We start from the raw sequence: 12,424 nt of genomic DNA, 5'->3' as shown, positions 1-12,424 counted from the left end.
AATTCAAGTTGAATTTTTTCAGTAGGTCCATAGTTTTTATCTGATTTTTACTGATCATTTGATTTTTCGTTTAATGTTGAAAGGCTGACTCGATTTCGCCCGTTTACCTTGGCTACATAAAGAGCATCGTCAGCCCTGTTGATCCAAGACCAGATATTTTCATCAGGTCTGAGTTCTGCTACTCCCATGCTTAATGTAATAAAACCAACATCGGGAAACTCATGGTCTGCAATAAAAATACGGATTTTTTCAGATAATTTCATGGCGTGATTTCCTGATAGGGTGGGAAGGAGAATGATAAATTCATCGCCACCCCATCGTGCGAGGGAGTCGCTTGCACGAATTTTGTCTTGAATCAGGCGTGAGACATTGATCAAAATTTGATCGCCAGCATGGTGCCCGTAGTTGTCATTAATTTTTTTAAAACGATCAATATCAAACATGACGAGGGAAATCGGGTGGCGATAACGTTTAGCGCGATCCATTTCATTTTTTGTAGTTTTTTCGAAATAACGACGATTCCAAATGCCAGTTAATCGATCTGTAGAAGCCAGCTCTTCTAAGGCTGCATTTTTGGCAAGAAGTTCTTGCTGTGCATTTTTAATTTCAGTAATATCCGAGGCAATCGTAGCAAAACCATTTTTACCCCAAGGGACAATTGAAATTGTAAAATATTTATCAAGAGTTGAAAAATAGGTTTCCATGTTGATGGTTGAGTGAGTATGCACGACTTCGCTGTATTCTTTTAAATAGGGTGGTTCTTCTACTTGATAAACATTCGTGGCAAGCTGATCAACAATGTGATCTCGTTGTATGCCAAGGGTTCTTTCGTAACTAGGATTGACTTCAATAATGCGGTAGTTACAAGGTTGCCCTACATCATCATAAATCAGTTCGTGAAGTGCAACTCCTTCGGCCATGTTGGAAAATAAAGAACGAAATTGCTCTTCTTTTTCTTCGATACGTTGCGTGATGTCGCGGATCATAGTGACAAGCCGATCCTCTGTGCCAATTGAGATACGATAAGAATTTGCCTCTACTAGAAAAAAACTTCCATCCTTGCGGCGATGAATTGTTTCAACGATAATTCCATCAGTTACAGCGACTTTCATTCGCTGAGAAGTCGACCGTTGAACGGATGGATGGCGTAGATCTCCAACTGTCAGAGTTGCAAATTCTGCTTGACTATAGCCATAGGCTTTTAGTGCTGCTTGATTAACGTCGATAATTCTTCCATCCATGTACATAATGAGAATAATATCGCGTGCTTGATTGACTATTTCTCGATAGTATTCGGCAGGTTGGCAAATCCTTTCCAAACAATCCATCTCCTTTCTGGTGATAGTGTGCCATATAACTAGTAATCGGGCACAGGTTCACTGTACTGCTATGAGATAGAATCTCAGTGATTTCTATTTCGTTATATTGTATCAATTCTCCTGCAGAGTGAGTCCTTCTAGTGACACAAATAACAGATAGAAAAGAATTTATCAACTCTTCTTAAAGTTCCACATATATGCAAATCTTGCGATCTATATTATAATACTTGAAAGGAAAGACGATGGTCTTTGACGAGAAGTAAGACCAATTTTAGCAGCGGGAGGCACTAGAATGAATGTTGAAATAAAACGATCCGTTTGCCCTTATGACTGTCCAGATGCTTGTGGATTGCTAGTAGAAGTTGTTAATGGTAAAGCGATAAAAGTCACAGGTGATCCTGAGCACCCTCATACCCAAGGAACTTTGTGCAGTAAAATGAACCATTATGAAAAAACAGTTCATTCTGCACAGAGGATTGTCAAACCTTTACTGAGGACTGGCCCCAAAGGAACAGGTGAATTTACGCCAATTTCTTGGGATGAAGCCATTGATCATATTAAAACTCGTTGGCAGAAGATCATTGCTGAATATGGAGCTGAATCTATTTTGCCTTACTCTTATGCAGGGACAATGGGGGTAGTTCAACGCAATATTGGCGAGGCTTTTTTTCATAAATTAGGGGCTTCGCGCTTAGAAAGAACGATCTGTTCGTCAGCGAAAGGTCATGGCTGGTCGACGGTCATGGGTTCGACGCTCGCAATTCATCCGCGGGAAGTGGCAGAGAGTGATCTCATTATTCTATGGGGGACGAATTTACTTGCAACTAATATTCACTTAATGCATCAAATTCGTAAAGCTAAAAAAAGAGGCGCTCTTGTTTGGTTGATTGAAACATATGAGTCGAGTGCAACTCAAATTGCTGATAAAGTCATCATAGTACGTCCTGGGAGTGACGGTGCTCTAGCGTTAGGGATGATGTTTTCTTTAGTCAAAAAAAATCTGATCGATCAAAATTTTATTGCGAGTCATGTACAAGGTTTTGAAGTATTTGCAGAAAAAACCTTATCTGACTATTCCCCAGAGGTTGTCAGTCAGATAACTGGAATTGACGCTAAGACGATTGAAGAAATGGCTGTTTTATATGGGAAGGCTCGCGCTCCCTTTATTTCCCTTGGGAGTGGCTTATCGCGCTATGGTAATGGAGCAATGACTGTCCGCGCGATTACTTGCTTGCCAGCACTTGTTGGAGCTTGGACTAAACCGGGTGGTGGACTTCTTGCGAGTATCGCTACTGGAAGTGCTTTTGCCATGGGGAAAATTACGCGAGAAGATTTTATGCAAGAGCCAACGCGGATTGTCAATATGAATCAACTGGGTTCAGTGCTACAAGAAATGGAGCATTCACCCATTAGGAGTTTATATGTCTATCATTCTAATCCCGCTGTAATTGCTCCTGATCAAAATGCTGTGCTGCAGGGACTGCAACGCGAAGATCTTTTTACCGTCGTTCATGAGCGGTTTATGACAGATACGGCTCGTTATGCTGATCTGATATTGCCGGCAACCAGTTCCTTGGAGCATTCTGATATCTATCGCTCCTATGGTCATTATTGTGTTCAAAGAGCTTTTCCTGTCATTTCGCCCCTTGGAGAGGCAAAGTCCAATTGGGATGTATTTAGATTGCTTGGAGAGGCCATGGGGTTTGCAGAATCTTTCTTTAAACAAACTGCCGACGAGATCATTGATGAATTACTTGATGTACCTACACCTTGGCTTAAGGACGTTAATATCAATCAGATTCGTGAAGGACGAGCCGTCGAGCTCCCCTTACCTTCTGATTATAAAATAAAGTATAAGACGCCTTCTGGTAAAATAGAAATTTTGAATCAAAAAGATATAGAACCTTTGCCGCTTTACAATAAACCCCATGGAGATGATGCTCCGTTTTGGTTCATGAATGCTCCAGGATTATATTCTCTTAACTCATCCTTTAATGAACGTCCTGATCTTGTAGAAAAAAGAAAAGAGATGTATCTCATGATGAACCCACGGGATGCAGCTGAGAAGGGATTGCAAGATAATCAAGAAGTTGTAGCCTTTAATGAACGGGGCGAGGTGACTTTTTTATTGCAGATTACATCTAAAGCCCCTGTTGGCGTTGTTGTCGCAGAGGGGATCTTTTGGATTCAAAATTCACATGGAGATCGTTCTGTGAATGCTCTTACTTCTCAGCGGCTTACAGATCGAGCAGCGGCAAGTACTTTTTATGATACAAAGGTGGATGTTCGTTTGCGATCAGTTTAGAGAAAATGAAAGGAGTTGATTGGCATGCATATGGCAGATGCTTTGATTTCGCCAGCCGTCGGAGGGACAATGTGGCTAGCGACTGCAGGTCTTGCTCTGTATTCAGCCAAGAAGGTAACAAAAGTCCTTGATGAAAATAAGGTGCCATTAATGGGAGTGCTAGGAGCTTTTATCTTTGCGGCTCAGATGATCAATTTTTCAATTCCAGGGACGGGTTCAAGTGGACATCTTGGTGGTGCCATGATTTTGTCTATACTACTCGGACCTCATGCTGCATTTTTAACCATTGCTTCTGTATTAACGATTCAAGCATTATTTTTTGCCGATGGAGGATTGTTAGCGTTAGGTTGTAATGTCTTCAATTTAGGATTTTTTCCTTGTTTCATTGCCTATCCTTTGATTTATAAACAAATTGTGGGCGAGAGTCCAAATCAGAAACGACTTTTACTTGGTACAATACTAGCGGCTATTGTTGGACTGCAATTAGGTGCTTTTGGAGTGGTTCTGGAAACCATTTATTCTGGAATTTCTGATTTGCCTTTTACCACCTTTGTTCTTTTAATGCAACCTATTCATTTAGCAATTGGCATTGTTGAAGGTGTAGTAACAACGGCCGTTATTTTATTTATTTGGAAAGAAAGACCCGAAATCATTCGTAAAGCAGCTATGTCACAACCCTTGGGGAACATGAGAATAAAGCCTGTTTTAGTGGGATTGTTGCTGGTTAGTCTTATTACGGCTGGTGGTTTATCTTGGTTTGCTTCGGCTGATCCAGATGGATTGGAATGGTCAATCGCCAAAGCGACTGGACAACAAGAATTAAGTGAACCTGAGAATGATCTTTATACGATACTCGCTACTATCCAGAAAAAAGTTGCTTTTTTCCCTGAATATAATTTTAAAGCTGAAGAAAATGTCGCGACGAGTGTGGCAAATAGTAAAGGCGGAGAGTCATGGCCTGCGGTTAACAGTGGTACGTCTGTTGCTGGTTTAGTCGGTGCGATCATGACCTTACTGTTAGCAGGAATCATTGGAAAAGGTTTGCGTTTGGCCACAAAAAATAATTAATATAACCATCATAATCATCTTTGTAGCATTTTAGGAGTTACATATGAGTAAAATAGAATCCTATTGGTTAGATTTGAAACAATTGGATGAGATGGCAAGTAAGGCAACAATGATTCACCTGATCAATCCTTGTGTAAAGTTGCTTACGACTGTTATTTTCTTAATCGTTGTTGCTTCTTTTTCAAAATATGAGATCAGTGGTTTATTTCCTATGATGATTTATCCCATGATAGTGATTATTCTCGGCGAGCTGCCGATCAATCCTATCTTAAATCGTGTATTGCTGGCACTGCCGTTTGTCTTATTTATTGGTATTTTTAATCCTATTTTTGACCGAATACCTCTCGTGTACGTTGGACCTTTTTTCATTTCCGGTGGTTGGGTTTCTTTTATTTCCATTTTGTTACGTTTTATATTGGCGGTCACGGCGGCCTTGGTTTTAGTTGCAACGACAGGCATTGATGCGATTGGTATGGCTTTGCTGAGACTTAAGGTTCCCAAAGTCTTGGTGGTTCAACTGCTGTTTATGTACCGCTATTTATATGTATTGTTAGAAGAATTTATTAGGACCCTTCGTGCTTATTCTCTGCGCTCTTTTCATGGGGAAGGCATTCAATATGGAATTTGGGGTTCTTTATTAGGACAGCTTTTATTACGTACCATTGATCGAGCTCAACGCATTTATCAGGCTATGTTATGTAGAGGTTTTGATGGCGAAGTAAGGCTTAGAGGGCAAAAAAAGCTTGTAGGAATGGATGTCATCTATCTTCTTGGCTGGTCTGCGGTCTTTATTATTTTGCGCTTAGTTAATATTTCTCAGTGGTTGGGTACATTGCTCGTAGGGGGTTACTGATGAGCCATCATATTATTGAAATAAAAGAGTTAGAATATACCTATCCTGACAAAACAAAAGCTCTCAGTGGTCTTTCTTTGCGAATTGTACATGGTGAATCTGTGGCCATTGTTGGAGCAAATGGTGCCGGAAAGTCAACTTTACTATCTCATTTAATTGGTGTTTTGGTTCCGACGGTAGGGACTGTACGCATTGGAGATTATCCTTTGACGAAACAAACCTTATCTCATATCCGGCGTTGTGTGGGGATGGTTTTTCAAAATCCCGATGATCAACTTTTTATGCCGACGGTTTTCGATGATGTTGCCTTTGGACCTCTTAATTTAGGTCTTCCAATAGAAGAAGTTGAGCAACGGGTCATAGCGGCTTTAGAGACTGTGGGAGCTAGTCATTTAAAAGACCGCCCTCCTTATAAATTATCAGGAGGGCAAAAACGTTCTGTGGCTATTGCTTCCGTCCTTTCTATGCTGCCAGATATTTTAGTTATGGATGAGCCAACGTCAGGGCTTGATCCCAAAGCAAGACGCCAATTAATTCATTTGTTACAAAGTTTTACTCATACGAAAATTATTGCGACTCATGATCTAGACCTGGTGCTCGATTTATGTGAGCGCACCATTGTATTGTGTGATGGTATCATCATTGCCGATCGTCCTACAGTAGAAATTTTTAAGGATGAAGAATTGCTTAGCCGTGCTCATTTAGAAAAGCCAATGAGAATGCAAGGATGTCCTTTTTGCGGTCAAAAATGAGAACGAGCAGAATATCACTAAAGGAGTTTTTTTACATGCCACTTGAACGTGTTAAATCATTTCTTAAATCATTTCCAGACCTAAAAATTATCTTGTTTGACCAAAGTACTCATACTTCAGAATTAGCGGCTGAGGCTCTTGGTGTAAAACCTGCTCAGATTGCTAAAACACTAGTATTTTTAGCTGATGGTCAACCTTTATTAGTTGTCACCTGCGGTGATAAAAAAATAAACACTAAGAAATTGACTAAACTTCTTGGTGTGAAAAAAGTTCGATTTGCCGACGGAGAGACAGTCGCAGAGTCGACAGGTTTTCCCCCTGGTGGTGTATCGCCCATTGGCTTACTCAAAGAGATCCCTCTTTATTTAGATCAAAGTCTCTGGGATTTTGAGATTGTCTATGCAGCTGCTGGTACAGCTAATTCTGCATTACCAGTCAGTCCAGATCGATTGTGTGAAATTACTAAGGCAAAGGTCATCGATGTTTGCTGTTAACTTTATCATCGTTTTAAAAAAGAATCCTGCGCCTTTTGATGGTGCAGGATTCTTTGAGCAATGAGTGTGTCTTGGAGAAAGGATGTTACCTTATGCAAGAATATGTGATTCAAATTGATTTTATTGATCGTCCTGGCTTAGGTTATGAAATCTTTAGTCTGACAGAGCGAAATCATATTGATAAAATCGCTATGGAAGTATTACCAAATCAGGGAATGGTTATCAAATTTTGTTGTGATGGAATCAAGATGGCTCATCAATTAATGGATGAACTAAGGCGAGTGCCAGAGGTGAGGGCCGTAGACTTTCGTGATCAAATGCCTTATGAAGAACGGGAAGATACCTTAAAAACGATTCTTAATTCTGTGGATGAGGGAATTTTAGGCATTGACAAAGAAGGGAAAATCACACATATTAATGAAGTTTTTAGTAATTTGTTTCTTTCAATCGCCCAAGATGTAATCGGATGTGGGGTTGAAGAAATACTGGGAAAGAATCATTTTATTTCTGAAACCTTGCGTTCTGGCAAAACCTATACATTGCAAGAAGGCAGAGTAAAAAAAGTGGGTAAAAGGATTCGCTATCTGATGAGTAGTCAACCCATCATGAATGATCGTAGGCAAATTATTGGTGCTGTTGCTACTATTACAGATTTTAGGCAGGCTGAAGCGATTAGTTCTAAGGTGGATAAAATACGGCATTTGAAGACTTTTGATGAAATCATTTTTCAAAGTGAAAAAATGAGTCAGCTCATTACGGCGGCGCGGACGGTAGCGCGGAGTTGCTCTACTGTCCTCCTTCGTGGTGAAAGTGGTACGGGAAAAGAACTGTTTGCCAGTGCTTTACATACAGGAGGACCAAGAAGGCAAGCTCCTTTTATTGCCGTTAATTGCACTGCATTGCCTGAAAACCTGTTAGAAAGTGAATTGTTTGGTTATGAAGAAGGCGCTTTTACAGGGGCGAGTAAGGGTGGCAAACGTGGTTTGTTTGAACAAGCGGATGGCGGTACTTTATTTTTAGATGAAATTGGAGAATTACCTCTATTAGTTCAGGTGCGATTATTACGTACATTACAGGAAGGCACCATTCGTAGAGTGGGGGGAAGCAAAGAACTGAGGGTCGATGTCCGTATCGTTGCCGCAACTCACCGCAATCTTGAGGAAATGGTCCGCAAGGGAGAATTTCGTGAAGATCTATATTATCGTCTGAATGTGATTCCCTTTATTATTCCCTCTCTTAGGGAACGGAAAGAAGATATTCCTCTTCTCGCTCAACATCTGATCGGAAAAATTTGTGCCAAATTGCATAAACCGGAGGCTCATTTAACCCGAGATAGTGTAAGATATTTGATGAATCAGGAATGGCCAGGCAATGTAAGACAGCTAGAAAATACCTTAGAACGTATTATCAATTTACTTAATTCCCGGGAAATAACTCCTCATGATTTTGCCATATGGTCTGATATCGGAGAACCTACAGGAAAAGCACAGAATACCTTATTGGGAAAAAACATGATGCAGATTGAAATTCCAAATTTCGATACAGGATTTCGACTAAAAGAGGTTGTAGCTCATATTGAAAAAGAAATATTGATTAAAGTGTTGGAAAGATATCCTTCATCTCGATTAGCTGGGCAAGTTCTTGGAGTATCGAATACAACAGTACTGAATAAAATGAAAAATTATCGATTGTAAAGTAAGTTTGGTTTATGCCAAACCACAGCATAGAGGGACAACCATACTGTACTGACTTAAAATTGAGAAGGGGTATATTTTTTAATTCCATATAAAAGTGATAAGTTTTTTTCTCTATTGAGAAGAAAACTTATCACTTTTTTTTATCAGTTTCACCAAGAAAGGAGGAGTTCTCTTGATGTATCCTTTGGCATGAAACTTGCTTTATATCATAATAAGTGATTCATGGTAAGAACAAGGGGGATATAAAGATGGAAAGAACAGCAGAACCATATCGCATAAAAATGGTGGAACCAATTCGTAAGATTTCTCAAGAGGCAAGAATCGAGGCCTTAGAAGCTGCAGGGTATAATCCGTTTGCGCTGAAATCTGAGGATGTATACATTGACCTTCTCACTGATAGTGGTACTGGAGCAATGAGTGACCAACAGTGGTCAGCCATGATGCTCGGTGATGAATCTTATGCTGGCAGTAAGTCTTTTTATAAGGTTAAGAAGGCGGTTAAAGATATTTTCAACTATGATCATGTCATTCCGACTCATCAAGGACGAGGTGCAGAACAGGTTCTATTTCCTCACTTAATCAAACAAAAAGGCCAATATATTTTAGGTAATATGCATTTTGATACAACCATGGCATGGATTGAAATGAGTGGTGGGATTCCTGTTAATTTAGTCATTGATGATGCCTTTGATACGCAAAAGGAACACCCTTTTAAAGGGAATTTTGATTTGGAACGTTTGGAAAACTTCATTGTAGAGAAAGGTCCAGAAAATATTGCTTTTATTATTATAACTGTGACTTGTAACTCGGCTGGTGGGCAACCTGTATCCATGGAAAATGTTCGTGGCGTAAGAAAGATTGCCGATCAGTTTGGCATTAAAATTAATTTTGACTCTGCACGCTTTGCAGAAAATGCATATTTCATCAAAAAACGTGAAGTTGGTTATGCTCATAAAGAGATCAAAGAAATTGTGGCTGAAATGTATGGAATGGGCGATTTCTTAACGATGAGTGCCAAAAAAGATGCAATTGTCAACATGGGTGGCTTGATTGCAATTAAAGATGACGGACATTTATTTGCTGCAGCAAGTGCTTCTTGTGTACCTATGGAAGGTTTTGTTACCTACGGTGGTTTGTCAGGGCGGGATATGGAATGTTTGGCTGTTGGCCTGCATGAGGGGCTCGACTTTGACTATTTGGAAAATAGAATTGGTCAGGTGGAATATTTGGGAGCGGAATTGCGTAAACGTGGTATTCCCATACAGTGGCCTGTAGGCGGGCATGCTGTATTTGTAGATGCAGGGAAATTCTTGCCTCATATTCCTGCAGAACAATTTCCCGCCCAAGCTCTATCGAACGAACTTTATCTTCAAGCGGGTGTTCGGCCAGTGGAAGTTGGCTCATTGTTACTTGGGCGTGATCCAGAGACTGGGGTACAGAAAAAAGCGGGTGTCGAGTTCATGCGCTTAACCATCCCTCGGCGTGTATATACTGATCGTCATATGGATGTGATTGTTGATGCACTCGCAAAAATTTGGGAACGACGCGATCAAGTTAAAGGACTAGAGTTTACTTATGAACCTAAGGTATTACGTCATTTTCTCTGTCGGTTAAAGCCAATTGAGTCTTAGCGAAATGAAAAGATAAATCATGATAAACAATACACACCCTGCCACTCTGGTTAGCCAGAGTGAGCAGGGTGTGATTTTTTCAATCTTACAGATGCTTTATATTTGTCCGCCATTATCTTGCAGACGTTTAATGAGACGTTCTTTTGCGTCATACAAATGTGATTTGATGGCTATTTTGGCATCTGAAAAATTTCGGCATTTTAATGCCTCGACGATAGAATAATGCTGATTAATCGCGGTCATGACCATTTCTTTCGTGATTAAGGAATGTTCAACTGCCCAGAAATGGTAATTCATAAGTCCTAAGTAAATGTCGGCATTTTTCTTGTTATTTGCCAAATTGATAAATTCAATGTGGAATTGTAAATTGTAATTGGATTTAAGAAAAGATTCAAGAGGGGCATTTTCGATTAAAGAAGAAGCACGATCAAGTATTTTTTCCAGTTGCTCAATCTTTATGTTCAATTCTGATTCAGGTAAGGTTGGTAATTTTTCTAATACCCAATATTCGATCATCAGTCTTGTGTCAATCAGATCAAGGACGTCATCAATTTCAATGGCAACGACGAAGGTTCCGACCTTGGAAACTGTCTTAACAAGTCCATCCATTTCTAAACGGTTTAATGCATCGCGAATCGGGGTTCGGCTCACACCGAGTTGGGCTGATAATTCGGGAATGGATAGTTTGTGATTAGGTGCAAATTCTCTCCGAATAATGCGGTCTTTCAAAAGGAGGTAAGTTTTATCCCACAGATTAGAATTGTCAATTCTAGGTAATTCCATATTTAAATCCCTCATTTTCCGAATGATAATAACTGTTACATCTATAAAATATAGTTTAATTAAGTAATCTTTGTCAAATTTTTTTTGAAAAAATGATATAACAGATAATTTATATTATTCATGCTTGTCAGTATTGACAGTTTTTCCTTGATGGAGTATCATGAAGATGTTACATGTTGTATACAACATGTAACAGAAAATTCTTATTTAACAGATATGAGGTGATTCCATTGCCTAAGTTGTTAGTGATTGCAGATGATTTAACAGGGGCAAACGATACAGGTGTCCAATTTAGCAAGTTTGGATTGCAGACAATCGTACTACTTGGATCTGAAAGGGCAGAAGCATTAGTCAATCATGCAGATATTCTCGTTCTAGATACAGATAGTCGTGCAGAGGCTTCTTTCGTTGCCGCAAAGCGAGTGACTAAGGCTTGCAAAATCGTAGAGCAACTTGACATACCTCATCTGTATAAAAAAATTGATTCAACATTACGAGGAAATATTAAGGCAGAGATTTCCGCTGCTTGTACAGCATTTAAGCCTATGATTACAGTCATTGCACCAGCCTTTCCCAATACGTGCAGAGTGACAATCGGTGGACATCAACTATTGGAAGGTATGCCGATCTCCATGACAGAGATTGCTCATGACCCTAAGACGCCTGTGACAGAGTCATGGATACCTCACTTATTGTCAAGAGAAGATGGCAAAGTTGGTATAATCCCCTTAGAAAAAGTAATGGGTGGCTCTTCAGTCATTTATGAAGAAATCATCAAACATGTAAAGCTTGGTGAGGATTGGCTGGTTTTTGATGCAGTCACTGAAGAAAATTTGCGTGATATTGCCCAAGCCGCCGCTCAATTTGAACGAGTGTTATGGGTAGGCTCAGCTGGACTTGCACAGCAATTATCAACAGTTTTGGAGTGGGGTAAGAACGAAGAAAAAAAATCGCCCCTTCTATCCAATCATCATTTACGTCTTGTCGTTGCTGGTAGTGTGAGCGCAGTCACACAAAAACAAATTAAGACTTATATTGAAAAAAAATCCGTTCCTTATATTCTACTTGATTCTGTGGCTGCTGTTTTGATGCCAGACCAAGAAATAGAACGAATTATATTGGCTGCAAGGAAATTCTTACAAGAAAAGGACTTAGTTATTTATTGTTCTAACGATAAAGAGGTTGTAGAGGAAGTCATAGCAGCTGGAAAAAGTATTCATATAGATTCTACAGAAGTGGGAATTCGAATTGCCATGGTACTAGGGCAAGTCGTAGCCCAATTAGGTAAAGAAGGATTGGCAGGTTTATTTTTGACCGGTGGTGAAACGGCAGTCAGTTCCTGCCGAACATTACAGGCAACTGGAATTGAAATTTTACAAGAAGTCGTATCAGGTATTCCTGTAGGCAAACTAATCGGTGGTCCATTGCATGGTTTAAATGTCATCACAAAAGCCGGTGCTTTTGGTAATGAGTATGCGATCATTGAAGCCATGAAATTTTTTGAAAATTGAAAGGAGATTTA

10 protein-coding genes are annotated in these 12,424 nt (G+C 39.8%); 8 read left to right on the top strand and 2 right to left on the bottom strand.

What is annotated here, in order from left to right:
* Positions 1–47: 47 nt before the first annotated feature.
* Entirely contained in the window at positions 48–1,319 is a 1,272-nt protein-coding gene (locus ACAN52_RS15935; protein ID WP_378955912.1) for a diguanylate cyclase, read from the bottom strand.
* Positions 1,320–1,611: 292 nt separating this feature from the next.
* On the opposite strand from ACAN52_RS15935, the gene ACAN52_RS15930 reads away from it, so the two are divergent.
* The 7 genes from ACAN52_RS15930 (at position 1,612) to ACAN52_RS15900 (ending at position 10,119) form a co-directional block, all read left to right on the top strand.
* Positions 1,612–3,624 (top strand): molybdopterin-dependent oxidoreductase, encoded by a 2,013-nt coding sequence (locus ACAN52_RS15930; protein WP_378955911.1) that lies wholly within the window; start codon positions 1,612–1,614, stop codon positions 3,622–3,624.
* A gap of 24 nt (positions 3,625–3,648) precedes the next feature.
* Positions 3,649–4,692, top strand: coding sequence for an energy-coupling factor ABC transporter permease (locus ACAN52_RS15925; RefSeq protein ID WP_378955910.1), 1,044 nt, complete (start codon positions 3,649–3,651; stop codon positions 4,690–4,692).
* 43 nt (positions 4,693–4,735) lie between these two features.
* On the top strand, positions 4,736–5,545 hold the full coding sequence (gene cbiQ, locus ACAN52_RS15920) for a cobalt ECF transporter T component CbiQ (protein ID WP_378955909.1): 810 nt from the start codon (positions 4,736–4,738) through the stop codon (positions 5,543–5,545).
* Entirely contained in the window at positions 5,545–6,297 is a 753-nt protein-coding gene (locus ACAN52_RS15915; RefSeq protein WP_378955908.1) for an energy-coupling factor ABC transporter ATP-binding protein, read from the top strand. Before cbiQ ends, ACAN52_RS15915 begins: the two co-directional genes overlap by 1 nt.
* A gap of 35 nt (positions 6,298–6,332) precedes the next feature.
* A complete protein-coding gene (locus tag ACAN52_RS15910) occupies positions 6,333–6,791 on the top strand; it encodes a YbaK/EbsC family protein (protein ID WP_378955907.1) in 459 nt (152 codons plus the stop codon).
* Between the two features lie 92 nt (positions 6,792–6,883).
* Positions 6,884–8,485 (top strand): sigma 54-interacting transcriptional regulator, encoded by a 1,602-nt coding sequence (locus ACAN52_RS15905; protein ID WP_378955906.1) that lies wholly within the window; start codon positions 6,884–6,886, stop codon positions 8,483–8,485.
* A gap of 251 nt (positions 8,486–8,736) precedes the next feature.
* Positions 8,737–10,119 (top strand): tryptophanase, encoded by a 1,383-nt coding sequence (locus tag ACAN52_RS15900; RefSeq protein ID WP_378955905.1) that lies wholly within the window; start codon positions 8,737–8,739, stop codon positions 10,117–10,119.
* A gap of 96 nt (positions 10,120–10,215) precedes the next feature.
* Here the strand turns inward: ACAN52_RS15900 and ACAN52_RS15895 are convergent, their stop codons facing one another.
* Complete coding sequence (locus ACAN52_RS15895; protein ID WP_378955904.1) at positions 10,216–10,902, bottom strand: GntR family transcriptional regulator; 687 nt, start codon at positions 10,900–10,902, stop codon at positions 10,216–10,218.
* Between the two features lie 230 nt (positions 10,903–11,132).
* On the opposite strand from ACAN52_RS15895, the gene ACAN52_RS15890 reads away from it, so the two are divergent.
* Complete coding sequence (locus tag ACAN52_RS15890; RefSeq protein ID WP_378955902.1) at positions 11,133–12,413, top strand: four-carbon acid sugar kinase family protein; 1,281 nt, start codon at positions 11,133–11,135, stop codon at positions 12,411–12,413.
* The last annotated feature ends 11 nt before the right edge of the window (positions 12,414–12,424 follow it).

It is taken from the genome of Pelosinus sp. sgz500959 (assembly GCF_042610375.1).
In the GTDB taxonomy this organism is placed as follows: Bacteria; Bacillota; Negativicutes; order DSM-13327; family DSM-13327; genus CTSoil-075.
Note: the sequence above shows the minus strand (reverse complement) of the source record. Positions and strands in the feature narration are given on the sequence as shown.

What these genes read in the sequence shown, in the direction of transcription:
- ACAN52_RS15930 (WP_378955911.1), top strand. Translation starts at nt 1,612, where the DNA reads ATGAATGTTGAAATAAAACGATCCGTTTGCCCTTATGACTGTCCAGAT.
- ACAN52_RS15925 (WP_378955910.1), top strand. Translation starts at nt 3,649, where the DNA reads ATGCATATGGCAGATGCTTTGATTTCGCCAGCCGTCGGAGGGACAATG.
- cbiQ (WP_378955909.1), top strand. Translation starts at nt 4,736, where the DNA reads ATGAGTAAAATAGAATCCTATTGGTTAGATTTGAAACAATTGGATGAG.
- ACAN52_RS15915 (WP_378955908.1), top strand. Translation starts at nt 5,545, where the DNA reads ATGAGCCATCATATTATTGAAATAAAAGAGTTAGAATATACCTATCCT.
- ACAN52_RS15910 (WP_378955907.1), top strand. Translation starts at nt 6,333, where the DNA reads ATGCCACTTGAACGTGTTAAATCATTTCTTAAATCATTTCCAGACCTA.
- ACAN52_RS15905 (WP_378955906.1), top strand. Translation starts at nt 6,884, where the DNA reads ATGCAAGAATATGTGATTCAAATTGATTTTATTGATCGTCCTGGCTTA.
- ACAN52_RS15900 (WP_378955905.1), top strand. Translation starts at nt 8,737, where the DNA reads ATGGAAAGAACAGCAGAACCATATCGCATAAAAATGGTGGAACCAATT.
- ACAN52_RS15895 (WP_378955904.1), bottom strand. Translation starts at nt 10,902, where the DNA reads ATGGAATTACCTAGAATTGACAATTCTAATCTGTGGGATAAAACTTAC.